23 protein-coding genes are annotated in these 23,267 nt (G+C 53.6%); 8 read left to right on the top strand and 15 right to left on the bottom strand.

The genetic code is table 11. The features are described 5' to 3' along the window. On the bottom strand, positions 1 to 1,159 hold a 1,159-nt coding region (locus QVF11_RS09360), incomplete at its 3' end, for a PTS sugar transporter subunit IIC (protein ID WP_287856505.1). Between the two features lie 155 nt (positions 1,160 to 1,314). Between QVF11_RS09360 and QVF11_RS09365 the strand changes: the two genes are divergently transcribed. Both QVF11_RS09365 and QVF11_RS09370 read left to right on the top strand, forming a co-directional pair. Then, a complete protein-coding gene (locus QVF11_RS09365; protein WP_112214992.1) occupies positions 1,315 to 2,136 on the top strand; it encodes a helix-turn-helix domain-containing protein in 822 nt (273 codons plus the stop codon). A gap of 333 nt (positions 2,137 to 2,469) precedes the next feature. Then, positions 2,470 to 3,330 (top strand): AraC family transcriptional regulator, encoded by an 861-nt coding sequence (locus QVF11_RS09370; protein WP_287856616.1) that lies wholly within the window; start codon positions 2,470 to 2,472, stop codon positions 3,328 to 3,330. A gap of 37 nt (positions 3,331 to 3,367) precedes the next feature. Here QVF11_RS09370 and QVF11_RS09375 read toward each other — a convergent pair whose 3' ends face one another. The 12 genes from QVF11_RS09375 to QVF11_RS09430 form a co-directional block, all read right to left on the bottom strand. Further along, positions 3,368 to 4,888, bottom strand: a complete 1,521-nt coding sequence (locus QVF11_RS09375) for a carbohydrate porin (RefSeq protein WP_287856507.1) — start codon at positions 4,886 to 4,888, stop codon at positions 3,368 to 3,370. Between the two features lie 88 nt (positions 4,889 to 4,976). Continuing rightward, positions 4,977 to 5,309 (bottom strand): L-rhamnose mutarotase, encoded by a 333-nt coding sequence (locus QVF11_RS09380; RefSeq protein ID WP_287856509.1) that lies wholly within the window; start codon positions 5,307 to 5,309, stop codon positions 4,977 to 4,979. After that, the gene (locus tag QVF11_RS09385; protein WP_142513720.1) at positions 5,302 to 6,228 is read right to left on the bottom strand and encodes a dihydrodipicolinate synthase family protein; all 927 of its coding nucleotides are present in this window, start codon (positions 6,226 to 6,228) and stop codon (positions 5,302 to 5,304) included. The genes QVF11_RS09380 and QVF11_RS09385 overlap by 8 nt, the downstream gene beginning before the upstream one ends. 99 nt (positions 6,229 to 6,327) lie before the next feature. Beyond that, entirely contained in the window at positions 6,328 to 7,632 is a 1,305-nt protein-coding gene (locus QVF11_RS09390) for an MFS transporter (RefSeq protein WP_112214989.1), read from the bottom strand. A gap of 209 nt (positions 7,633 to 7,841) precedes the next feature. Further along, a complete protein-coding gene (locus QVF11_RS09395; RefSeq protein WP_287856512.1) occupies positions 7,842 to 8,711 on the bottom strand; it encodes an amidohydrolase family protein in 870 nt (289 codons plus the stop codon). Next, positions 8,708 to 9,658, bottom strand: a complete 951-nt coding sequence (locus tag QVF11_RS09400; RefSeq protein ID WP_112214987.1) for an aldo/keto reductase — start codon at positions 9,656 to 9,658, stop codon at positions 8,708 to 8,710. The genes QVF11_RS09395 and QVF11_RS09400 overlap by 4 nt, the downstream gene beginning before the upstream one ends. A 16-nt stretch (positions 9,659 to 9,674) precedes the next feature. Continuing rightward, the gene (locus QVF11_RS09405) at positions 9,675 to 10,826 is read right to left on the bottom strand and encodes a mandelate racemase/muconate lactonizing enzyme family protein (RefSeq protein ID WP_287856515.1); all 1,152 of its coding nucleotides are present in this window, start codon (positions 10,824 to 10,826) and stop codon (positions 9,675 to 9,677) included. After that, on the bottom strand, positions 10,823 to 11,869 hold the full coding sequence (adhP, locus tag QVF11_RS09410; RefSeq protein ID WP_142515416.1) for an alcohol dehydrogenase AdhP: 1,047 nt from the start codon (positions 11,867 to 11,869) through the stop codon (positions 10,823 to 10,825). Before adhP ends, QVF11_RS09405 begins: the two co-directional genes overlap by 4 nt. A 12-nt stretch (positions 11,870 to 11,881) precedes the next feature. Next, positions 11,882 to 12,382 (bottom strand): D-ribose pyranase, encoded by a 501-nt coding sequence (gene rbsD / locus QVF11_RS09415; RefSeq protein ID WP_142513723.1) that lies wholly within the window; start codon positions 12,380 to 12,382, stop codon positions 11,882 to 11,884. Positions 12,383 to 12,387: 5 nt separating this feature from the next. Then, on the bottom strand, positions 12,388 to 13,317 hold the full coding sequence (locus tag QVF11_RS09420; RefSeq protein WP_185930824.1) for a ribokinase: 930 nt from the start codon (positions 13,315 to 13,317) through the stop codon (positions 12,388 to 12,390). 57 nt (positions 13,318 to 13,374) lie between these two features. After that, positions 13,375 to 14,076 (bottom strand): deoxyribose-phosphate aldolase, encoded by a 702-nt coding sequence (gene deoC, locus QVF11_RS09425; RefSeq protein ID WP_110274695.1) that lies wholly within the window; start codon positions 14,074 to 14,076, stop codon positions 13,375 to 13,377. Positions 14,077 to 14,309: 233 nt separating this feature from the next. After that, positions 14,310 to 14,753 (bottom strand): hypothetical protein, encoded by a 444-nt coding sequence (locus QVF11_RS09430; protein ID WP_287856521.1) that lies wholly within the window; start codon positions 14,751 to 14,753, stop codon positions 14,310 to 14,312. A gap of 237 nt (positions 14,754 to 14,990) precedes the next feature. On the opposite strand from QVF11_RS09430, the gene QVF11_RS09435 reads away from it, so the two are divergent. The 6 genes from QVF11_RS09435 to QVF11_RS09460 all read left to right on the top strand — a co-directional run bounded on the left by QVF11_RS09435 (position 14,991) and on the right by QVF11_RS09460 (position 20,337). Continuing rightward, positions 14,991 to 15,800 (top strand): ABC transporter ATP-binding protein, encoded by an 810-nt coding sequence (locus QVF11_RS09435; protein ID WP_142515415.1) that lies wholly within the window; start codon positions 14,991 to 14,993, stop codon positions 15,798 to 15,800. A gap of 19 nt (positions 15,801 to 15,819) precedes the next feature. Further along, the gene (locus QVF11_RS09440; RefSeq protein WP_112214982.1) at positions 15,820 to 16,776 is read left to right on the top strand and encodes an ABC transporter substrate-binding protein; all 957 of its coding nucleotides are present in this window, start codon (positions 15,820 to 15,822) and stop codon (positions 16,774 to 16,776) included. Then, positions 16,773 to 17,780: a FecCD family ABC transporter permease gene (locus QVF11_RS09445; RefSeq protein WP_287856524.1), complete on the top strand. Its 1,008-nt coding sequence runs from the start codon at positions 16,773 to 16,775 to the stop codon at positions 17,778 to 17,780. The genes QVF11_RS09440 and QVF11_RS09445 overlap by 4 nt, the downstream gene beginning before the upstream one ends. Before the next feature lie 465 nt (positions 17,781 to 18,245). Then, positions 18,246 to 18,752 (top strand): hypothetical protein, encoded by a 507-nt coding sequence (locus tag QVF11_RS09450; protein ID WP_112214980.1) that lies wholly within the window; start codon positions 18,246 to 18,248, stop codon positions 18,750 to 18,752. 129 nt (positions 18,753 to 18,881) lie between these two features. Next, positions 18,882 to 19,598: a FadR/GntR family transcriptional regulator gene (locus QVF11_RS09455; protein ID WP_167492767.1), complete on the top strand. Its 717-nt coding sequence runs from the start codon at positions 18,882 to 18,884 to the stop codon at positions 19,596 to 19,598. Between the two features lies 1 nt (position 19,599). Further along, entirely contained in the window at positions 19,600 to 20,337 is a 738-nt protein-coding gene (locus QVF11_RS09460; RefSeq protein ID WP_227016009.1) for an IclR family transcriptional regulator, read from the top strand. A gap of 653 nt (positions 20,338 to 20,990) precedes the next feature. Here QVF11_RS09460 and QVF11_RS09465 read toward each other — a convergent pair. Both QVF11_RS09465 and QVF11_RS09470 read right to left on the bottom strand, forming a co-directional pair. Next, complete coding sequence (locus QVF11_RS09465; protein WP_287856528.1) at positions 20,991 to 22,112, bottom strand: CaiB/BaiF CoA transferase family protein; 1,122 nt, start codon at positions 22,110 to 22,112, stop codon at positions 20,991 to 20,993. Further along, entirely contained in the window at positions 22,109 to 23,266 is a 1,158-nt protein-coding gene (locus tag QVF11_RS09470) for a CaiB/BaiF CoA transferase family protein (RefSeq protein ID WP_287856530.1), read from the bottom strand. Before QVF11_RS09470 ends, QVF11_RS09465 begins: the two co-directional genes overlap by 4 nt. Between the last annotated feature and the right edge of the window lies 1 nt (position 23,267).

The raw sequence follows: 23,267 nt of genomic DNA on the forward strand, positions 1-23,267 counted from the left end.
TAAAACCGCTGATCACCGGCGGCAGGGTCCATGGAATAAAGACCCCGGTAGTGACCGCCACCGCGCCGATTTTCATCGCCGCGTACTGCACCGTGACCAGCACCAGCGGCACCAGGTTAAAGGGGATCAGCATGATCGGGTTCATGATCACCGGCAGGCCGAAGAGAATCGGTTCGTTGATGTTAAAGATGGAGGCACCCGCGCCAAGACGAGCGACTTCGCGCATATTTTTGCTGCGGGCGAAAATCAGCATCGCAATCACCAGCGACAGCGTTGCGCCTGCGCCGCCCATCCAGATCATATCGAAGAACTGTTCGGTGATAATGTGCGGCGGGGTAACACCTGCCTGAATAGCGGCAATGTTGTCGGTCTGGTTTTCCATCCACAGGGGACGAATAATGCCGTTGATCATCGAACCGGAGTTGATGCCGACCGACCACAAAATGGTGATGCTGAAAACGGTCATCAGCGCGCCGAAGTAGGAGGTGCCGTAGTGGCGAACCGGCGAGGCGACGACCTCATAAATAAACTGATGGATGGTCGCGTAGTGGGTGTGCTCAAACCCGATACGAATCGCCAGGATCAGAATCATCACCAGCAGCGCCGGGATCAGCGCGGCGAAAGATTCCTGTACCGCAGGCGGTACGCCTTCCGGCATCTTAATCACCAGTTTCTTACGTTTTAGCCAGCAGAAGAGCTCGGTCCACAGTAACGAACCGATCATGGCGACGAATAATCCTTTGGTACCTATCCATTCCACCGGGATCACCGTGATGCCGCCGTTTTCTGCCACCTTGATAAACGGCGTCAGAATAAGAAAACCTACCAGCGAGAGGATACCGCAGGAGATACGGTCATCGCCGTAATGTTCCGCCAGGCGGTAGGCGACCAGGAAGCTAATAAACAGCGACATCGTCGAAAATACCGCGTTAAACGGGATTTCGATAATCGCGCTCCAGCTGGTGCCGAAGGTGCTGGCCATAAATTGCTGGTAGCCCTGATTAGGGAAAGAAGAGATCACCAGCAAAATTGAACCGACAATAATAAAAGGCATGAATGAAACGTAGGCACCACGAATAGCGCCGAGGTGACGCTGCTGGGCGGTTTTGGCCGCCAGAGGCATCAGTTTAGCTTCAAGAAATCCCAGAACATTGTTCATTGTGAACTCCGTACAAGATCGACAGGGGTTGTGTGTGTTATCTATGACGGATTATGAGAGAAAGCGTTGGGCTGAAAGGTGAAGCGGTTCACATTGTATTCTCTGCAATAATGTATATCTCATATGATTAGTTATATTTTCTTGTAGAGGGCTGTATGGAAATTAAGCTGCATGCCAATGCCACTACCACGCCAAGAACGCGCAAATATCTCCAGGAATCGGATAAAAGTGACCGGGAACTGGCGCAGGAGCTGGGGATTTCTGTCACCACGGTTCGTCGCTGGCGTAACCGTAGCCAGATTTCGGATAATCACACTACGCCACATTTGGTACACAAAGTATTGAGACAAGAGCAAGAAGCGTTGGTTAACGCGCTACGCGATGTTTTGCGTGCGCCGCTGGACGAGCTGCTGTTTATGGTGAATGAGGGGCTGGGTATCGCCATTTCCCGCGCGACGCTAAACCGCTATCTCCGTCCGGCCCATGAAGGGCGAAAAAATGCCGCGCCGCAGGGAAAGAAAGCGTTAAAAGTGGGGATGCGCGCCGATACGCTGTCGTTGCATTACCGCCAGCTTGCGCTGTCGATGGATGACGGCGGTGAACACCATCTGCTGTGGGCGCAGGAGCCTATCAGCGGCTGGTGCTTTGGCCGCATCTATTCAGGGATCTCGCCCGCGCTGGTTGATAGCTGGCTGGAGCAGGTGCTGGAAACCTGTCCGGCTCAGATACAATGTCTTGAGACTTATGCTCATAAAGGCTTTCAGCCGGTGCGGGCGGAACTGTCGTGCAGGACTGTGGTTTTAGAGGAGCGTGGGGCGATACAGCTTAGCGAAAGATTAGCTGACGTTATTCCGGCGCTGGATGAACCGGACGCGACGCTGCAGCGGCTGTGTGCGCTGTGGAACCAGGGGCGGACACAAAAAAAGCTGGGCGATATGACGCCGCAGGTGTTTCTTGAGTCGCTAAATCAGGACTAAAGGCCGCGACGGATTTAGCTATTGTGTTCGCATTTTGTCGGGTGGCGGCAGGCGCCTTACCCGATCGACAAAACCCAATCCCGAATCCGTCCCGTAGGCCCGGTAAGGCGTTAGCCGCCACCGGGCGATTGTGCAAAAATGCATTTTGCCAGCAGCAGGAAAATCTGCTCTTTTTATTCAAAACAGCGGTGTCGAATTTCCTTATCGCTTTGTTGTGAGATAGCTCAAAAATCCATAACCTAACCACCCTGAATTGCCCTATACCGTGTCACGATAGATATCCACAGGCTTGATGAATATTGATTATTTGGGGAGTGGCATATGACTTCACTCGTGCAGCGAACGCAGGTCATCGAAAACTGGTATCGCGAGTCCGATGATTTTTCGACGCTGGTGAATTATCGGGTTCTCAGGGCGGGCCATATCCGGACAAACGGCAATTTCCATATTCAACGTCAGTCAGTTGTCGGGCATGAACTTATATTTTGCCTTAAAGGGCGTGGGGTTATTCGACTGGAAAATAATCTGCATCATGTTGAGGAAGGAAATCTGGTCTGGCTACCGGTACGTTGGCCGCATGAACATTACCCTGATAGCGCTGAACCGTGGGAAATATTATGGCTGAGAATTGATAGCTCAAAATTAAATAATATCATGCAGATTCTCAATGTTCTTCAGGAACCCGTATTTGCCTTCCAGCAGCCGGAGAAAGTGACTGAAATTTATTATCAACTGTTCAGTTTAATGAAAAGCCATACTCTGGTTTCAGACGCGCACTGTGATGCGCTGTGCGCAAAACTTATTTTTACCTTGCTGGAGAACCGCAGCCAGGAAACGGAAAAATCGCCGGTAATTACCCATCGTGGCCTGGGGCGGCTTATATATCAGATCCACAGCCACTATCATGACGAGTGGGATATTGAAAAATTTATGCAGTACTGCCAGGTGAGTAAATCGCAGCTATTTCGCCTGTTTCAGGAGACCTTTAATCAAAGTCCGTTAAAATGGCTGAAAAATTATCGTCTGTCTCAGGCCCGACGGTTATTGGTCGAAACCGATGATACAATTAGCAAAATTGCCGGGCAGGTGGGTTATAACGATCCGCTGCATTTCTCGCGCGACTTTCATCGCGCGGTAGGCGTTTCGCCAAGCGAATTTCGCCGTCAGGAAAAACAGCTCTCGGATGGCACGTGAATACGAACGGCTTCGTCAGGGAAGCCGTTCGCTGCGATCAGAAGAAGGTTTCCATCTGAATACCAAACGACCACTCTCCACCAGAGGTAAAGCCTTTCTGGCCCAGCGTATCGTTGGGGCTGTAGTTATCCAGCGCTTTATCCCAGTTCATCCAGGTCGCAAAAACGCGCAGTTCCGGGCGGGTGAAGAATGGCGAGACATCGTCCGGGCGGAAAGTCGGGGCAAAGGTGAGCTTATAGAAGTTGCCGTGGACCTTCTGGTACTGCTGATAGCCGTTAGGATCAAGATCCATATACTGCCAGGTGACTTCATAGCCTAATGCGAAATTCTGTGTGATATTTTGCATTACGCGACCGTTCAACGTTACCCAGCGGTAATCGTCTCCTTTCACGTAGCGATCGCTGCTGTACTGTGCAAGTACCGAGGGGGCGAAATCCCAGTTGCGGGCCAGGTTAACCATACCATAGCTGGCAAAACGCAGGGTGCTGGCGTCAGAAAGCAGCGCCGGGTCGGTGCCGATATTTTTCACCTCCGCCCCCAGTCCTTGCCCCCATGACAGCACGCTGCGTGATTCGCCTTGTGCCATCCCATAGAAACTATCGCCCTGATAACCAAGCAGTACGGTGTAGCCTTTATTAGCGGCGTTGAAGACTTTATAGCCGCTGAGCGTTTCGCGTTCCTCGTTGTCTTTGGCCTGCATGCCGCTGACGAAAAGCTGCACCGGGCCGAAATAGTTGTTGGCGGTGAGAATGTAGTTCTGCACATCGTTATTCACCACGTCGACATCGCCAAAGCTGCGCCCGATAAAGGAGAAGTTGCTGCGCGTGTTCTCTGACCAGCGAACGTCATAAATGCCGCCGCCGGTGCCGTTGAGCGCCACGAACTTGGAGTCCAGCCACGGAATTTCAAAGTTATCACGATCAACGCGCTTCCCGGCCCATAAGGTGGTGTCTTTGAGCGGCCCGGTAAAGCTGGGCAGGGAGGCGATTTCGGCAAACGCCTGGCTGACGTTTAGGGTGCTGGAGTCGGCGGTCCAGTCGTTGTAGCTCTTTTGCTGGTCGGCGATCATGGTCATAAAACGAGTTGTCGCGCCATTATCCAGACGTTGTTTTTTCTCCAGATAGACTTCGACGTAGGTGTCAGGTTCGTTACCCAAACGGCCAATCGCGCCGCCGGTTTGCCCGGCAGGGGTCATAAATGGGCCCCCCTGGGAATGGCGGGCGTTGTGGTTGGTCATCATCCCGGCGCGCGCGTAGCCGTGAAGTTCAAAATAACCATTATCGTCCGGGGTGATTTTTTCAATTTTTTGCGTGCGGGTTTCAAGGTCTTCGACTTTTTTCTGCGCCTGGTGCGATCCCTGTTCTGTTTGTTTTAGCTGGGTCGCCAATTGCGCGTTTTTTTGTTCCGCGATAGCCGCGCGGTTTTCCGCCTGCTGAAGCCGTAATTCCAGTTGGTTCAGGCGTTGTTCGATACTGACATTCTGTGCGGAAAAAGCGTAAGGGATGGTCATAATATTTATCAGGCAGAAACCTGGTAGGGTCATAGAGGTTATTTTCATATTATTCTCATTAGGTCACTATCATAAATAAAAAGGGCAGAAACTCTGCGCTGGTTAATAAGCGCAGAGGTTGTTATTTATCTTTCTATTAATCTAAGTGGTAAACTTCTTCCATTTCAGCCCATAGCGTACCTTCCGACTCGCCGTCGAGTGGCATCTGGCATGGCCCGGTTTCCTGCCACCACTGCTGAGTTTTTAAATGCGCGGCCATTTTCTTTTGATCAGCTTCATAATCGTCACCGTCATATTCGAGATAGCTAAATAACAATCCGTTTTTATAATAAATTGAGAAGTTGCGTAGGTTGCACTCTTTAATCATGGCGTTCACTTCCGGCCAGGGGTTAGCGTGCAGCTCTTTATAATAATCCAGTTTTTCCGGACGGACTTTAACCACACAGCCAAAGCGGCGAATTTTACTCATCGTCGTCATCCTTATTAATAACGTGGGCACGTTGCAGAATCTGTTTTATTTCGGCTTTCATCTCTTGTGTTAATGGTGATGCGGGAGGTAGGGAATAAACGGGAATATCCAGACCGGTCAGCTGTAGCGCATATTTCACGGCGTTATAAAACGGCACGTCAATGCTGTAGAGCGGTGGGATCCAGGAAAGAGACTGCTGTAGAGCGACCGCCGCGGCAAAATCCTGACGCTGCCAGGCGGCGAGTATTCCGCAGGTGAGCTGCGGCGCAAAGTTGGCGCTAGCCGGGATACAACCGTCGCCGCCGAGGATCAGGGTGCCCAACAGATACTCGTCATAACCTGCGAATACCGCGAAATCCGGGCGCAGCGGTTTGACCGCATGCAGGGTTTCCCGGATATGCGAGAGTGTATCAACGGTATCTTTTAGCCCCACGATATTCGGGCAGTTCTGCGCCAGCGTTTTGATAACCGATGGTGGAATCGACTGACCGGTCAGCGCCGGGAAATTATAGAGAATAATCGGCAGCGGCAGAGCGTTAGCAATGGTGGTGAAGTGGTGCAGCAGGTTGCTTTCGCTCAGAGGGTTGTACCAGGGGTTGACCACCACGACGCCGTCGGCTCCCGCCAGTCGCGCATGTTCGCCAGCCGCAATCGTCTGCTGAGTCCCACAGCTGGCAATACCGATCAGCACCGGTTTTCTCCCGGCGACCGTGGTAATGCAAAATTCCGTAACTTGCCGCCGCAGGGCATCGGACATATGAGCAAATTCCCCCGCGCTGCCGAGGAAAAACAAGCCGTCGACCGGGGAGGCCAGCAGGTGTTCAATTAATCGCGCCTGGGCAGATTGATCAAATTCTCCCTGCGCATTAAATAACGTCGGGACCGGGGGGATCACCCCGCGAAAAATAGGCTGAGTCATTATGTTCTCCTGTCACGTATTCCTGAGTCAGTTCCAGGCGCAGGCGAGGGCCTTCACACTCATCGCTGAGTGTGTTCTCGCCTGCAAACTACGCGTTATTTATTTAACGGATTTAATCGGTAATACAAAAAATGATGATGCGAATACAAACACAATGGCGGCAATAAACAGCGACGAATAATCATTATTAAAGGTCGCCAGCAGCCAGGCGGATAATATTGGGCTGAAGGATTGCGGTAATACGGTCGCAATCGTCAGAATGCCCATGTCTTTACCCGCTTGCTTTCCGCCGCCAGGTAATACCTGTGTCATCAGCGCCATATCAATAGAGGTATAAGCGCCATAGCCCAGCCCCATGATGGCGGCATAAATATACATTCCGGTCAGCGTTGGCATAAACAGAGGCACACACAAACCGGCGGCCATTAACAGGGTTGAGAGGAAGACAAAGATTTTCCGCCGCTGCAGTTTGTCCGAGAGCACGCCGGAAACCAGGCCGGAGAACAGTAACGTCACCAGGGTGATCACCGAGATAGTGCCGATAGCGTAGTTAGACTCCTCAACGCTTAACCCAATGAAATCCTGCAAAATATAAAGCTGATAGGTGACGACTCCCTGGTAGCCCAGATACATGGCGAAGCGACCAAAAAACGCCCAGCCAAAATCTGGATACTTACGCGGACTGACCCAGAAGTTTTTGAAGAACGAGCCCCAGCGGAAGGGTTCAACTTCCATGTTTCGGGTAGAGGGTTCGCGGTTGATAAGGACAAAAGCCACGCAGCAGGCGGCAATCGCCAGCGCAAATACCAGATAGCCCAGTTGCAGGTTCCACGCCAGATAGCCTGCGAGAATAATCCCCACCGTACCGCCAGCAGTCGAGCCCGCGCCGACGAAACCGGAGGCGATACCGCGGTTTTCTGGTAAGAATCGGTCGGCGATCACGGTGGCTAATGGACCGTTCATGCAGTTCAGCGAGACGGCAGCCATCAACCAGAACACCGCAATACCGGCAATCGTGGTGGTCATGGAAATGCCGAAGATAGCCAGCCCACCGATTAACGCGCCGCCAACGATAAACGGTGAACGACGCCCCCAGGTTGAGCGGCAGCGGTCGGATAACGCCCCGGCAATCGGCTGGGCGAAAATGGTAAACAGCAGCGCTGAGGTCATCACGATCGCCAGGTTATTAGCCTTATTGGCGGGATCGATTTGCGCCACGTGGTTGGGGAGAAGAACCGAGATAACCCCGCAATACAGCGCCAGCAGAACAAAGAAATTGGTAAACAGCGAGGCCAGCAGGATATTTTTCTTACGCCCCGTGACTCTGTTGTTATTTTCTGACGATACGCTATCAGGTTTATCGTCAACCTTGCCGGCAGGCAGTGAGTTGATATTATCGGACATGCTTATTTCCTCATTATTATTTAGAATCTATCCCATTAGGGCTATTTTACTTGTCATTTTGAACCTGGGCAGTGCTCGAAATCCTCACGTACTACGTGTACGTTCTGGTTTCTGTGCGCTGTCCGTGTTCAAACTGCCTGCGACAATAACGCCTACTGGGACAGGCTCTTAGTAGGGTGAATTGAAAATAAACGTTATAAACTCCGGTTTTATTTATTTCCCCCTTCTGATTGCGTCAGATATATACGGCGCGCGTTTTCGCCCATCACTGCGTTAATATCTTCCGGCGATAAGTGGGCAATCGCCGCCATCACGCAGGTTTTCCAGCGCGCGTAGCCACCGGCCAGCTCGACCACTGGCCAGTCGCCGCCAAATAAACAGCGCTGCGGACCAAATGCCGTTATCGCCTGCTGGATCCAGGGGAGTAGCTGCTCAGGCTGCCAGTGTTGCCAGTCCGCTTCGGTCGGCAAACCGGAAATTTTGCACGCCAGTTGAGGAAAAGCGGCGAGGGCGGTCAACGCGTTCTGCCAGGTCTGCCACTGGTTCTCGGCGATAGCAGGTTTCCCCATATGATCCAGCACCACGCGGGCATCAGGTGCGTGTTGATAAAGCCACGTCAGTAAATCGTGCAGCGCGGTGAGTTGGGACGCTCTGACGCACATATCCAGCACAAAGCCCTCACGAGCGGCAGCCAGCAAACCGTCGCGATAATCGGTGTTGTAAAACAGCTCCAGGGGCTCGTTTTGCAAGGAGCGCCGGATCCCCACCACGCGCGGCAGTTCATGTAAATGACGCAGGTAAGGCACCACGGCATTGCCCGTTTCCAGCGGCGCCCAGGCGACAATACCGGCAAGCTTAATCGCGCTGGTTTTCGCCAATTGGTTTATCCACTCTACCTCCTGGAGCGCCTGCTGCGCGGCGCAGTCGGCCTGAACCACGATGGCGGCATCCGGCGATTGAGCGACTTCTGCCAGCTGCGCAGGCAAAAAAGGTCGGTTAAGCGCCGGGAGATCGCGCAGCCAGTCGTAGCGCAGCACGCCCGGATCCCAGAGATGCAGATGGCTGTCGAGGATCTTCATTTTTGCGCCTTCCCACCGTTGCCCGGCAGCAGGTCCCAGCCAATATTCAGCACCGGAGCCATTAACTCATCGATTTTTGCGAACAACTCCGGATCCAGCGGCTGCGTACACCAGCGGATATTATCCAGCATATTGTCGGCGCTGGCGGTGCCGATCACCGTCGAAGCGATGCCGTTATCCGCCGCGGTGGTGAGTGCAAATTGCAGGGCGACCTGGGCAATATTTACGCCGTGGCTGTCGCACAATGTAGAAACTTTACGGCAGATCGCCTGCACATCCTGATGCGCCGGATGCCAGTCGGGTGCGCCACCTCGGGTCAGCAGCCCCATCGAAAGCGGTGAAGCGTTGAGGACGCCGATACCCGCCTGATTCAAACGTTGCGCTACCGCCCCAAGCCGCCTGTCCTGTAAGGTCCAGGTGCAGTAGGCCATCACGCTATCCACTTTTTGCTCGCAGGCGACGCGTTCCAGCAGCGCCAGGTCGTAGCCGGTAATGCCAACGTGGCGCACGACGCCGCTCTCGCGCAGTTCGCGCAGCGTTGGCAGCCCTTCATCGAGCAATTGCTGCATGTCGCCATATTCAATGTCGTGGCACTGAATCACATCGATATAGTCGCAACCTAAGCGGGTAAGGCTTTCATCGATGCTGCGCAGGGTGGCCTCACGGGAGAAGTCCCACAGGCTGTCGCCGTAGCGGCCGACTTTAGTTGCCAGGGTATAGCTGTCGCGCGGTACGCCTTTTAACGCGATGCCCAGCGCGGTTTCCGCTTTGGTTAGCCCGTAATAGGGGGCAACGTCGAAATAGTTCACGCCGTGGGCAAGGGCCGTCGCCACGGTTTCGTTGGCCTGCTGTTGCGACACCGGGTGATAGATGCTGCCCAACGAGGCCGCGCCCATCGCCAGCACCGGGACCTGAATTCCAGTGCGTCCTAAAGATACTGTTTTCATTATTTGTTCCTTATGATTAATCGTTGGCAGATGTCCGCAAGCTCAGGCGCAGCCCGGCGCGTTCGGGCCTGACGTGTGGGCCTTGCGCTATCGTCCAACTGTCATCGTTCTGCTGTTGTTGCAGCGCGTTTTCATCGATGGCGATCCCCAGCCCCGGTTCGTTGCCCAGCACGATACCGCCGTCTTCGATGCGCTGATCCACGCGTAGCCCAGTGGGGAAGCTGAGGTCCTGAATTTCGCAGCTCAAATGGTTGCTCACCGCCGCCGCCGCGTGGGCCACCGGGTTGGCGTTGTAGCCGACCGGACTAACCGGCAGGCTAAACGCCTGGGCCAGATTGGCGACGCGCAGAAAGTGGGTGATGCCCCAACACATACCCGCCTGAAGAACATCCACCGCGTTCTCTTTTAGCAGCGGCAGAAACTGTTCGAGGCCGGTGAGGTTTTCCCCGGTGGCGACCGCGCAGCGCACCTGTTGGCGGATCGCGGCATGTCCGGCTGCATCCCAGCGGCGCACGGGTTCTTCGATCCAGCTCAGATCGAGCGCATCCTGTAAACGACTGACGTAGCGCACCGCCTGCTTAGCGCTCATCGACTCGTTGACATCAATCATCATCGTCGGCGAGGGGCTGTTAGCGAGATACACTTCGCGTACCGCCAGCAGGCGCTGTAAATCGTCTTCAACATCGAGACCGCCTTTGAGCTTAAAGGCGTTGAATCCACGCTCGGCAAAACGCTGATGGAGCGCGGTTAGCGCCTCCAGCGACAGCGGAAAGTCCAGCCCCGACGCGTATCCGGGAACAAAAGGACTTCTCGCGCCGAGCAGACGCCAGAGCGGTTCTCCGGCGCATTTGGCTTTCAAATCCCACAGCGCCATATCGACCACGCCAATCGCGCCGAAAACGCTGCCCGCATGGCCGCTTTTGAAGACCCACGCCTGCATCCGGTCGTAGAGCGCGGTGACCGCACGTGGGTCCTCGCCTTCGATAGCCGGGAAAATACGCTCAATATCCGCGTGTCCGCCAACCCCGATACCGTTAATGCCTTCATCGGTTTCGAGGATCAACAGCGGAACTTCCGTCACGCCAGAGGTGAGGGTGCCGTTGACATCGCCAATCGGGCGTCCCCAGCGATGCCAGGTTTTAATCGTGCGCCAGCCGGTGATTTTCATGCGCCTGACTCCTCTGTTTGCCGCGAGGTGCGTAAATCAATCACCATGCGTCCCTGGATGGTGCCGTTATCCATCTCGTTGAAAATAGCGTTGATCTCTTCCAGCTTGCGGGTCTGTACTATCGGGCGAACGCGTCCGGCCAGCGCGTGCTGGAAAGCTTCCGCCAGATCCTGACGGGTACCCACCAGGCTGCCGACAATCTGAATACCATCGAGCACGGTTTTGACGATGTTCAGGTCAAGATCGCCTGGAGGGACGGCGACACACACCACTTTGCCCCCGGCCCTGACGCTATTGACGGCCTGGTGAAAGGCGGCGCGCGCGACGGCGACCACCACGGCGGTATGCGCACCGCCAGCGGTCATCTCCTGAATGCGTGCGGGAACGTCGTCCCGGCTCGGGTTGAGGGTGATTTCTGCGCCGCACTCGCGGGCAAGTTCCAGCTTGTCGTCCTGTAAATCAATAGCGATAACGCGGGCGTTAAAGACGTTGTGGGCAAACTGGATCGCCATATTGCCAAGCCCTCCTGCTCCCCATATCGCCAGCCACTGCCCGGGGCGAACGCCGGAAACGCGAATGGCTTTGTAGGTGGTGACACCGGCGCAGGTGATGCTACTGGCAACCAGCGGATCGAGGCCGTCCGGAACTTTAACCGCGTAGTCGGCTTTTACGATGCACTGTTCAGCCATCGCGCCATCGACGCTATATCCGGCGTTTTTCACGCTGCGGCAGAAGGTTTCCCGGCCGCTGACGCAGTATTCGCACACGCCGCAGCCTTCATAGAACCAGGCAATACTGACCCTGTCTCCAGGCTTCAGGCTGGTGACGTCGTTGGCGACCGCACGAACAATACCGATCCCTTCATGGCCGGGAATGCGTCCCGGCACCGGGCCAAAATCGCCTTGCACGACGTGGAGATCGGTATGGCAGACGCCACAGCACTCAACGTCGACCAGCGCTTCGCCGGAGACTAACGGCCGCACCGGCATCTGGCGAATCTCGACCTGACCGGGATGACTTTGACTCACTACAGCTGCTTTCATCATGACCTCTCGTCAGTTCAGTTGCGGCGTGACGTTATCGTTAATCCGCTGACGTCGGGCGACATAGGCGGGCAGGGGCTGTACGCCTGAAGCGTCGGTAAACCAGGCAAAAGGATCGGTGCTGGCGACGAGGGCGAAATTCGCCCACGGCTCGAACGATCCGGAACGGATAATCAGCTTGGCTTTGTGCGCGATGTCGTGGCATAGCGTTTCGTGGCTGGCGGCGAGAAACTCTGCGCCAGAGCCGGTATAGATAGTTTGCACTTCGCGATACAGCTGCGGATGGCAGTCGCGCACTTCGCTGGCAAAATGCACCTCTTCGACGAAAATCTCTTTGCGCAAAACGCGCAGGATGTCACGGACATCAACGGTGCCGGGCCACAGACCAAGATCGATGCGATTCGCGCTGGCAGGAATCGGAAAACCGGCGTCGGTTACCAACACAATATCGGTATGGCCAAGGGTCGCCAGAGCGGCGGCAAGTTCAGGGTGTAAGATTCTATCGGGTCTCATTATTGTTATTCCTCAGTCACGGCGTGAGATTGCAGGAATGCATCGACATCGGTGCGGTATTTATAGGAGGGGACGGTTTCCCAGTCAGAACAGCAGAGGGCCGCCGTGGCGTTAGCGAACAGGACCGCTTTGCTTATCGGCTGACCTTCGTCCAGCGCCACCGCAAGGGCGGCGTTGAAGCTGTCGCCCGCGCCGTTGCTGTCAACCACCTCAACCAGACAAGGGGGAATTTCCTGCGTGGTTTGCGGGCCGAATACTGCGGATCCCGCATCTCCAAGCGTCATTACGACATAGCGGCAGCCGGTTTCCAGCAACATACTGGCGATTTCCCGGTTGCTACGAGCGTCGTCCGGTGCCAGGCCCAGCGCAACGCGTGCTTCGGTTTCATTGGGGGTGAGGTAGTCGATCGCGCTCAGATCGAGACCGCGGAGATCTCTGGCCGGCGCGGGGTTAAGAATGGTAATTTTATTCAGCGACTTTGCGCGTCTCAGCCCGTAGAGTGCGGTTTCCAGCGGAATTTCCAGCTGAGCCAGAGCCACGCCGCAGCTTTTAATTTGATGCAGGGCGTTATCCACCAGCGCCGGGGTAAAGAGTTTGTTCGCTCCCATATCCACGACGATGACGTTACGAGCTTCTTTATCTTTAATAATCAAGCCAGCCCCAGTCGGCAATTCGGTGGTCAGGGTGAGACCATCGATATTGATCCCTTCCTCCAGCATCAATTCAACGAATTCGGTGCCGAAAGTATCTTTACCCACCACGCCGCTATAGACCACATCAGCTCCCAGGCGGGCAGCCTGAACCGCCATATCGGAGCCTTTTCCTCCCCAGGTCTGGCGGAAGTCGTGCCCGATTAGCGTCTCACCAGCCAGCGGAATGCGCTCAGCGGTCATCACAAGGGCTTTTGCATAACTGCCGAGAATAAATACACTCATCACATACTCCTTAAATTGTGCGGGTGTGGTACCGCCATTTCCGGCGGTACCCTTCGGTTAATAGGCGTTGATGTCGCCGACCAGACCTTTCACCAGCTCGGGTCCTGAGCTGGTGCCAACCAGCTCTGCGCCTGCAACGAACATCTCTTTCATCTTCTCCAGAGTGTTCACTTTACCGGATACTTTGACCCGACAAGGGGCCTGGATATTGGCTTTGAGAAGTTGAACATCTTCTACCGTTGCCGCGCAGCCGCCTTTGCCCCAGCCGCTGGATTGTTTCACCCAATCAATACCTGCTTCATAGGCGTAGCGAGTGGCCTTGATTTTCATCGCCTCTTCTGTGATGAAACCGAACTCCAGCATTGCCTTCACTTTCATTCCCAGGTCGTGGGCGATGTGGGTGACTTCCTTCAGTTCATTGAAATAGAGGTCATCCATTCCGCCGAGTAAAAAGCCAGGGTTCGGTGGGAAATCAAATTCATCTGCGCCTTCTTTGGCCAGTTCTCTAACCACGGCGACTTTCATGGCCGTTGTGTCGTTGGCCTGAGGGAAGTTCACGGTGGTGGCGACGCGAATACCGGTTCCTTTCAATACATCTTTGGCGACGGAGACCCAGCACGGTGCGATCATCGCCGCATCGAACTGATACTCCATGCAGACATTCAGATGCTGAATCAGTCCTTCACGGGTTAAGTCCGGGTTGACGTTGGTGAACTGGATGGCCTTCGCGACCTGACGGGGATCATTAAAATCGATCATGTACCACTACTCCTGTTGGCTGAAAAAACATACGTTACGATGTGAATGACATGGGCTTACTGTAAGGAGGTGGCAGAAAAGGCGTGATAGGCAAGAATCCCGACCATATGGACAGAATTTTCAGACGGATAATTTTGTGAGGGAGTTGGCAAAACGAGCGTGTTTATGGTGCTGAAAACGGCTGGCGAGGGCGGGTTTCAATAGGTCCAGGGCCTGAAAGCGAAGCCTCTTCGCTACTTTAGCGCGGAGCCCGCGCGCTCATTTGCCAGGGCTTTCTTCCATTTACAACTGTGATAGCAAAAATAGCCTATTGCGAGCGGTAGTGTCAGGGGGGCCAGTACAAACCAATAGAGGGCACCGAATCTACCTATGCCACCACCATTAATGACTTCAAACACGCGCTCAGACACGATTGAAAGCAAGAGATCGTCGGCCATCCTTTTAGCAAATGGCCAGAGAATCATGGAGAGCCACAACAGGGCATTAATCCACCAGTGCTGGATTATCTCGTTGAAATTATAAATAGTTATACCGAAAAGAATAATCCCCGTCGCAAGCTTGCCAATAAAATCTGTACTGTTTATAAACCGGATCGCAGGGTGCTGCTGCTGCTGGGGGGTATTATTGGCTAAACGCCGCATCCTGCTTTTACCAGGGTTCTTCTTTTTCCTGCTCACGTGACCTCTTGGCTTAACTACTCGTATTTATTCAATTTATCACTTTGCATTCTGTATTGTCGCCCCTGGGGAGGGCGGAGCCTCTAAGCGATGCATTGTACATATAACAGATTAAATGTTATGTTATAACATAATTAAAAAATCATTATAAAATATGTGACTATTCACCTTTCTTTTTAAATGATAATGATTATCATCTTTTCTGAGTAGTGAAAGATGAAAAAAGTTCGCCTGCTAATGGAGGAGAGTTTGACAAATTGTGGTACGGCCGTTGACCCGGTGCTCAGCGTCAATATCGAATTATTGCCGCGACCCGGCGGCGGGGAACTTCTCTCCGGGATTCATTTTAATGCCGCTAAAGGGGAGTGCCTGGCGGTCATTGGACCGAATGGCAGCGGTAAAACATCTTTATTACGTGCGATTGATCAGGAACTCGCATTGCGGGATGGCGACATTCGGATATTTGGTCGTTCCATTGCGACCTTGACCCGGCAGCAGCGTGCTAAGCAGATTGCGGTGCTCGCGCAGAATGATACCCCCGATATGAGGCTGGCTCTTGAGGATTACGTCGCTCTCGGGCGCATTCCCCACGCCCGCGATATGTCTCATCGTGAACATGAAACCATCGTGACCCGGGCCATTAACGATACCGGATTGCAGAGGTTGCGAAAGCGTTCGCTGTCTGCGCTTTCCGGCGGGGAAAGGCAGCGAGCGGCGCTGGCTCGGGTGTTGGCTCAGTCGCCAAAACTGGTGTTGCTGGATGAGCCAACTAACCATCTGGATCCTCCTGGCCGGGTGGAACTGCTTTCGTTGGTAAAAAGCAAAGAAATCACGGTGGTGGCGGTGCTGCATGATTTATCGCTGGTTGAGTCTTTTGCCGATCGCGTTTTGCTTTTGTCGCAAGGGCGTGCGGTGGCCTGGGATATACCGGAGCGGGTACTTGTCTCTGAACAGCTTTATCCCGTTTTCGGCTTGACCTGTTTTACCGTACCGCACCCTGATACGGGTAAGGCTCTGCGTATTTTTGAGGTTCCAGGTTATGCCTGATGAATATATGAGGATCGTAATGAACAAGTGGCTTGTTGGTATTATTACTATTATGTCGGTTACTGCGGTGTGCGCTGCTGATTATCCGGTCACCATTGAGAGTTGTGGGACGCCTGTGACCTTTACGCAAGCGCCAAAGAGGGCGGTGATCCATGATCTTAATATGTCTGAAATGGCTTTCGCACTCGGTTTACAGGACCGCATTGTTGGGCTAACCGGTATTAGCGGTTGGTATAAAATGACGCCGGAATTTAAAAAGGCGATGGGATCAATTCCCGAACTGGCCCCTAAATACCCTTCGCTGGAAACGTTGCTAGCGGTGAATCCCGATTTCTTTTTCGCGGGCTGGAATTACGGTATGAAAGTGGGCGGCGAGGTGACGCCAGCCGTCCTCGATAAATATGGTATTAAGACTTTTGTATTAAGTGAAAGCTGTGTTTTTACTTCTGGCGATAAACGCAAAGCGAGCATGGATCTGCTGTATAACGATGAGCTGACGCTGGGTAAGATTTTCGGCAAGCAGAAAGAAGCGCAGGAGTTAGTCGACGGCTGGAAAAAAACGCTGAGTACGTTACCAAAATCGCCGCAGGGCGCTCAACCGTTGAAAGTGTTTGTTTATGATTCGGGCGAGGATAAACCCTTTACCAGCGGTCGCTACGCGATGCCAACGGCGATTATCGAAGCTGCCGGAGGTAAAAACGTGATGGACGGGCTGGATATTAGCTGGGGAACGACCTCGTGGGAGAGCGTCGCGACGGCGGAACCGGACTTTATTATTCTCCTGGATTATCAGACCGGCAGCGGGGCGGACGCGCTTCGTCATTTCCTTGAAAATCATCCGTTAATGAAGATGACACCTGCGGTGAAGCATCAGCGTTATCTGAAGTTGCAATACGCTGAGTTGACCCCAGGGCCAGCCAATATTAAAGCGGTAGAGAAGCTGGCGCAGGCGATGTACCCGACGGCAAACCAATGACCTTTTCTGCATACCGTTACCATTGGGCAATATGGGGTGCGCTGGTTGTTTTAGCTGGGTTAATGCTGCTCAGCGTTGCCAAAGGCAGCGTACCGTTATCGCTGATTCAGGTACTGGGCGCATTAGGGCTCATGGACGTTCCTGTCTCTGAGATGGTCAGGCGCATTGTGATTGATCTACGCGTCCCGAGAACGCTGCTCGCCGTACTCACGGGAGCTGTTCTGGCGATGGTGGGGGGACTGCTGCAAACCACCACACGCAACGATCTGGCCGATCCCTTTTTATTCGGTCTTTCCTCCGGCGCATCGGCGGGTGCGGTACTGGTGATCACCCGGTTCGGCGAGCGGCTTGGCGCACTAACACTACCGGTATCGGCGTTTGTCGGCGGGATCTGTTCTGCCGTAGCGGTGATGCTGCTGTTTCATTTTAAAAAGCAGCGCGGTGCTGAACATCTGGTTATCTGCGGGCTGGCCATTTCCTTTTTATTTGGTGCGTTGACCAGCTATCTGATTTTCTCCGGCGATCAGCGGGCCGCCAGTTCGGTGTTGTTCTGGTCGCTGGGAGGGCTGGGGCTGGCGCGTTGGGATAATCTGCCTTATGCCATATTAAGTCTGCTGTTTCTCGGCGCTTTTGTCCTGCTACGTTGGCGTTCGCTGGATGGTTTGCTGGCCGGTGAACAGACCGCGCAATCATTAGGCATTAACGTCAGTCGCCTGCGGATGGAGGTTTTCTTCTGCTGCGCGCTGGCCACTTCTTTGCTGGTGGCCTTAACCGGAGTGATTGGTTTTATTGGGTTAATGGTACCGCATATGTGCCGCTATTTTTCTGGTGTTAAGCATCTTCTTTTGCTCCCTCTATGCGGCCTGTGGGGCGCAGTACTTTTATGCGGTGGCGATATTGTCAGCAGGACGCTGCTGGCTCCGCAGGAGCTGCCGATTGGCATTATCACAGCAGGTATTGGCGGCCTGTTTATTATTATATTGTTGGCCAGAAACAGAACCTAGCGTCATCACAAAAATCAGCAGAGGCATTCGTTATGCCTGATGACTTCGCTAAAAAGTGGACTTACACTTTCTAAACGAATGGCGAAAAAGCGTTTAGAAGGTGTACCAACGTTTCACACTCTCTGACGCAGAATATTCATAAACCCGGGTTTATATGTTGATAAATCGACTTTAAGTGATTTAATTTGTTAGTTATTGCTTATTTTCAGAATATCTATCTGCCTCATCGTACACGCCAGAGAGGTTGTGAGAAAAATCCTAAAACCACAAAAGCAATAGCCACTACATACGGGCGTTAAGAATTCAAATAACTTCAACCAGTGATGGATTTTTCTTAAAATTGACCGTCTGGACAATAAAGAATAAATAACTTTATAATTCACCTTCTTCACTCATGGGTATATGCCCATGGATGTGCTATGCGCACATCTATAAAGGATTATTGAACTTTCGTGAGGGAAAGGGATGTTAACTATTTTCAGCCCCAACTATTTTTTCAAAAAAGCCATACAACTGAAAATAAATGATATCAAGCCGTTCAGGGACGCAAATCTGGTTGATTTGTGTTTAACTAAGTACACTTCTCACACCAACGCGCAGTTCCATTTTCTTATCAATAGCTTTGACATGAAAAAGAATTTTGTTTGCTTCAGAGTCGAAGATAACATTGTCTGTTTGATAAATAAAAAACGCACAGCACATATCGCCAGCATAATTTCCAGAGTGACCGATGGTATTCCTGTCGGGGAAGACATTAACTTAACGGAGAGAGAATTTCAGTATATTTTCATTATGAAATTTAATTTGCTGGCAAAAGATTACCCCGATCTACTTGGCGTTTCGCCAAAAGTTTATAGCAACTACAAAAGAAAATTAATCGAAAAATTTGGCTTTAACTCATTTCATTCGCTATTAGCATTATCTCATTATTTACATGCATCCTCGATGATCGATAAATTTATGCCGGAATGACGGTTCCCGCACCAGGGCGTCTCATTTATTCTGCCATGCTGCTTGAATAGTGAACATCAAAGTGTTGCACAACTGACCCGGCTTCCGTAAATTCATGGATATGAACCTTGTCCGTATATGGAAAATATCATGGATGTGACCGCACTGAAGAAAACCACCCTAACCGAACAGATTATGGAGCAGATAGCCTCGCAGATCACCTCTGGAAAGCTGAAGCCCGGGCAGCGTTTGCCGAATGAACGGGCGATGGGGGAGATGTTCAATGTCACGCGCAGCCGGGTGCGCGAAGCGCTGCGCGCACTGTCGCTGATTGGGCTTATCGAGATAAAACCAGGCGATGGCAGCTATGTTTGTGAGAACAAACCCCAGCTTCCTGAAGAGACGATGACCTGGATTTTCCATAAGGAGATTCACAACCTCGATGAAATTTATGCGGCGAGGAAGCTTATAGAAGAAGAGGTTTACCTCACTGCGATTACCGTGGTGACTCACGACGACCATATCCGTTTTCAGGCGATAATTGACCAGATGGCGGAGCTGATTTCGCAGGATGGTCAGCCGGAGGCCTATCACCAGTTGCTTGATGAGTACGATCTGCTGATGGGACGCCTGTGCGGCAACCAGATTTATGACAAGTTAATGCAGACTATCGTGATGCTGCGTAAGGATTTTTCGCGCAAATTACTAAATGCCGACGGTGCCATGGCGCACAGCTTTAAGTTGCGACTGAATATTCATGAAGCCTTTGTTCTGCGGGATAAGGTTCAGTTGCGTAAAAATCTGAAGTCGTTCTATCAGTCTTCGCGTAAATTCTACGATCGCATCGCGGATAATAAAGATAACTAATATGGCCAAAGTTAAATCTGCTGAAAGATCGTTTCGTCTTCTGGAGTTGATTGCCAGCCACCGCGAGGGGCTGAGTTTCACCGATCTGCAAACCAGTCTCGACATCCCCAGAAGCTCCGCCCACAGCCTGATTCAGGAATTTCTCGATAACGACTACCTGCTGTATATGCCGGATACACGGCTATATCACGCGGGTCTGGCACTGATAAAAATCGCCGCTAACTGCATTGAGAGCACCGACCTGGTTCGCGATCTGCGGCTGCTAACCGCCTTTTTGAGTAAGCGGCTGGGCAAAACCAGCCACGCGGCGATTCTTGATGGTAAGCAGGTGGTCTATCTGGCAAAAGCGCTGGCTCAGGACGACCTCTCGCTGATGCGGCATATTGGCAACCATCTCCCGGCGCACTGTACCGCCGTTGGCAAAGTGCTCCTTAGCCAATATAGCGATGAGGAGATTACGCAGCTTTATGGCTACACGCCGCTGGAGAAAATGACGATTGATTCAATTGGGACGTTGCCGGTTTTGCTTGCCGAATTAGGTGAAGTGCGTCAGCAGGGCTACGCCATTGAGCAACGCGAGGCTAACGAACGCGCGGCCTGTATTGCTCTTCCTGTTTATTCTGGCGCAGGGAAAATGGTCGCGGCGTTTAGCGTGACCACTTTGGCCTACGAATGGGAGTCGCTGGTGCTTGATGATGTACTGGCGGTGATGAAAGAGTGCCGGATACTGGCGCAATAGCGACAGTTTCAGAATATTGCCGAACCATCCCGGAGGCGATGCTGCGCATCTGTCCGGGCTACCAGCCTTCAGCCGTCTGCGAGCCCGTAGCCCGGGCAAGGCGCATTGCGCCGCCCCCGGGAGAAAGGCCGCAGGGGAGTAGAATTTCCCGGAGGCGATGCTGCGCATCTGTCCGGGCTACCAGCCTTCAGCCGTCTGCGAGCCCGTAGCCCGGGCAAGGCGCATTGCGCCGCCCCCGGGAGAAAGGCCGCAGGGGAGTAGAATTTCCCGGAGGCGATGCTGCGCATCTGTCCGGGCTACCAGCCTTCAGCCGTCTGCGAGCCCGTAGCCCGGGCAAGGCGCATTGCGCCGCCCCCGGGAGAAAGGCCGCAGGGGAGTAGAATTTCCCGGAGGCGATGCTGCGCATCTGTCCGGGCTACCAGCCTTCAGCCGTCTGCGAGCCCGTAGCCCGGGCAAGGCGCATTGCGCCGCCCCCGGGAGAAAGGCCGCAGGGGAGTAGAATTTCCCGGAGGCGATGCTGCGCATCTGTCCGGGCTACCAGCCTTCAGCCGTCTGCGAGCCCGTAGCCCGGGCAAGGCGCATTGCGCCGCCCCCGGGAGAAAGCCCGCAGGGGAGTGGAATTTCCCCCGGAGGCGATGCTGTTTGTGGCATGATCATCCCGGATTATGCGCGCCAAGCGGCGGCGCGCCAATGGCACTTGTGAAGATCTCGCCGTCGATTTTTATCGGACAGCGGGTGGTTTGCAGGGTTTTCCCGCTCTGCAAACGCACTTCCTGTAGCATCTTCAGCGACCGAAAACCTTCGCTGGCAATTAACTGCTGCCAGTCCATCACCTGAGCACACCAGATATCCTCAGCCTCCAGAATGCTTAACCACTCCTCGCTTTTCTTATGCCGCAAGTGCTCCAGCAGGACTCGTTTGATCTCATCCCGACGGTTGAACCACTCTTTTGGTTCGTTAAACTCAAGCAGCGCGGTGCAGCCCAGCAAATTTCCCAGCCGGGGGATGGAGGCCATCGCCAGCGCAATAAAGCCGTCGGCGGTTGGATAGATGCCGTAAGGTGCGGAAATATAGGCATTGGCGTTATTGACCGCGCTTCTCTTTGGTGGCTGCCGGCCATCGTTCAGCCAGGTGGTGAGAACTTCAAACTGCAGATCGAGAATGGTATCCAACAGGCTCACCTGGACCAGACACCCGCTACCGCTGCTGGCCCGCTGTACCAGCCCGGCCATAATTCCCTGAACAAGATACTCTCCGGCGAAAATATCGCAGACGGAAAGGCCGAAGGGAAGCGGGGGCTGATCCTGATTACCGTTGAGCCAGCAGAGCCCTGAAAGCGCCTGCACCAGCAAATCCTGGCCCGGACGTGAAACCCAGGGACCGCTGTCGCCGTAGCCGGAGATTTCACCGTAAATCAGACCGGGATTGATTTCCCGTAGCGATGCATAGTCCAGGCCGAGGCGCTGCGAGACGCCGGGACGGTAATTAAAGATAACCACATCTGCCTGCTCGAGAAGCGGGCGCAGCCTGCTTTTCTGCGCGACGTCTTTTAGATTCACGGTGACGCTTTTTTTATTGCGATTAATCGCGTGGAACAGCGAGCTATCGCCATCAATTTGTAGTTCGGAAATGTAGAGCTTGCGGCAGATGTCGCCGCCATCGGGGTTCTCGATTTTGATTACGCTGGCCCCAAGGTCGGCAAGCCGAAGCGCAGCCGACGGGCCGGAAAGGAACTGACTGAAATCCAGTACATTAATACCTGACAGTGGTTTCATTTCTCTACCTCCCGTAAATGAAAATCGGCCTGAATTTGTGCGCTACCTGCGCCTAACGCGGGAGTCGGGCGGGAAGAGGAGGCGCGTGCGCCATTAAAGCGCAGCGGGGATTTCAGCATCGCGATCGTGTTGCCGTCCTCAAGTCTGACATGCTGGATCATATCCAGCGCCTCGAATCCCTCGCTTGCCGTCAGCGTTTGCCAGTCGCAAACTTCAGCGCACCAGTAACCCGCCTCCTCAAGTCGGGTGACCCAAAATGCGGCGCTATCTGTCGCCAGAATCCCGGCAATCACCTGCTTGATCTCATCCCGACGGCTGAACCATTCGTCCGGTTTGCGATATTCGGCGAGCTCTGGAGAACCCAAGATTTCGCCCAACTCAACCACTGAGCCCATAGCGAGCGCGATATAGCCCTGTTGCGTAGGATAAATACCGTAAGGAGCGGCGAGATAAGCATGGGCGTTATTTTCCGCGCTACGACTAGGCGGTTGATGTCCGTCGTTGAGCCAGGTGGTCAGCACTTCAAACTGCATGCTGAGCAGCGACTCCATCAGGCTGACCTCAACACGTCCGCCAAGCTGAGTTTTCCCCCGACGAATCAGGCAGGCGAGGATCCCCTCGACCAGATGTGCACCGGCAAGTGAATCGGCGACCGAGAGCGCGAACGGCGTCGGCGGCTGGTCCTGATTGCCGTTGAGCCAGGTGAGCCCCGACATGGCCTGCACCAGCAGATCCTGACCGGGTTTTTTAACCCACGGCCCCTCGGTCCCGTATCCGGTCACAGATGCATAGACCAGACGAGGGTTGAGCGCCTTCGCCTGTTCATAGCCAAGACCGATTTTGTCCATCACGCCGGGGCGAAAATTTTCGATAAGAACATCGGCCTGCGCGATCAACTGCTTAACTGCAGCCAGCTCCTGGAGCTCTTTCAGATTTGCCGTGTAGCTCTCTTTGCCGCGATTAATAGTATGAAAAAGCAGACTGTCGTTATTAATCCACTGATTATTAAGGCTCAGGTTTCTGCTGGCATCTCCACCCTGAGGACGTTCCACTTTGATGACCCTGGCCCCCATATCCGCCAGGCGCAGCGCAGCGGAAGGCCCGGCCAGAAACTGGCTGAAATCCAGTACCACTAAACCTGTTAAAGGAAGCATA

It is taken from the genome of Klebsiella sp. (assembly GCF_027492335.1).
GTDB classification, from domain to species: Bacteria; Pseudomonadota; Gammaproteobacteria; order Enterobacterales; family Enterobacteriaceae; genus Klebsiella; species Klebsiella huaxiensis.

What these genes read in the sequence shown, in the direction of transcription:
- QVF11_RS09455 (WP_167492767.1), top strand. Translation starts at nt 18,882, where the DNA reads ATGGATGTGACCGCACTGAAGAAAACCACCCTAACCGAACAGATTATG.
- QVF11_RS09380 (WP_287856509.1), bottom strand. Translation starts at nt 5,309, where the DNA reads ATGAGTAAAATTCGCCGCTTTGGCTGTGTGGTTAAAGTCCGTCCGGAA.
- QVF11_RS09390 (WP_112214989.1), bottom strand. Translation starts at nt 7,632, where the DNA reads ATGTCCGATAATATCAACTCACTGCCTGCCGGCAAGGTTGACGATAAA.
- QVF11_RS09435 (WP_142515415.1), top strand. Translation starts at nt 14,991, where the DNA reads ATGGAGGAGAGTTTGACAAATTGTGGTACGGCCGTTGACCCGGTGCTC.
- QVF11_RS09440 (WP_112214982.1), top strand. Translation starts at nt 15,820, where the DNA reads ATGAACAAGTGGCTTGTTGGTATTATTACTATTATGTCGGTTACTGCG.
- QVF11_RS09365 (WP_112214992.1), top strand. Translation starts at nt 1,315, where the DNA reads ATGGAAATTAAGCTGCATGCCAATGCCACTACCACGCCAAGAACGCGC.
- QVF11_RS09445 (WP_287856524.1), top strand. Translation starts at nt 16,773, where the DNA reads ATGACCTTTTCTGCATACCGTTACCATTGGGCAATATGGGGTGCGCTG.
- QVF11_RS09470 (WP_287856530.1), bottom strand. Translation starts at nt 23,266, where the DNA reads ATGCTTCCTTTAACAGGTTTAGTGGTACTGGATTTCAGCCAGTTTCTG.
- QVF11_RS09450 (WP_112214980.1), top strand. Translation starts at nt 18,246, where the DNA reads ATGTTAACTATTTTCAGCCCCAACTATTTTTTCAAAAAAGCCATACAA.
- QVF11_RS09385 (WP_142513720.1), bottom strand. Translation starts at nt 6,228, where the DNA reads ATGACTCAGCCTATTTTTCGCGGGGTGATCCCCCCGGTCCCGACGTTA.
- adhP (WP_142515416.1), bottom strand. Translation starts at nt 11,869, where the DNA reads ATGAAAGCAGCTGTAGTGAGTCAAAGTCATCCCGGTCAGGTCGAGATT.
- QVF11_RS09375 (WP_287856507.1), bottom strand. Translation starts at nt 4,888, where the DNA reads ATGAAAATAACCTCTATGACCCTACCAGGTTTCTGCCTGATAAATATT.
- rbsD (WP_142513723.1), bottom strand. Translation starts at nt 12,382, where the DNA reads ATGAGACCCGATAGAATCTTACACCCTGAACTTGCCGCCGCTCTGGCG.
- deoC (WP_110274695.1), bottom strand. Translation starts at nt 14,076, where the DNA reads ATGATCGATTTTAATGATCCCCGTCAGGTCGCGAAGGCCATCCAGTTC.
- QVF11_RS09395 (WP_287856512.1), bottom strand. Translation starts at nt 8,711, where the DNA reads ATGAAGATCCTCGACAGCCATCTGCATCTCTGGGATCCGGGCGTGCTG.
- QVF11_RS09405 (WP_287856515.1), bottom strand. Translation starts at nt 10,826, where the DNA reads ATGAAAATCACCGGCTGGCGCACGATTAAAACCTGGCATCGCTGGGGA.
- QVF11_RS09420 (WP_185930824.1), bottom strand. Translation starts at nt 13,317, where the DNA reads ATGAGTGTATTTATTCTCGGCAGTTATGCAAAAGCCCTTGTGATGACC.
- QVF11_RS09460 (WP_227016009.1), top strand. Translation starts at nt 19,600, where the DNA reads ATGGCCAAAGTTAAATCTGCTGAAAGATCGTTTCGTCTTCTGGAGTTG.
- QVF11_RS09465 (WP_287856528.1), bottom strand. Translation starts at nt 22,112, where the DNA reads ATGAAACCACTGTCAGGTATTAATGTACTGGATTTCAGTCAGTTCCTT.
- QVF11_RS09400 (WP_112214987.1), bottom strand. Translation starts at nt 9,658, where the DNA reads ATGAAAACAGTATCTTTAGGACGCACTGGAATTCAGGTCCCGGTGCTG.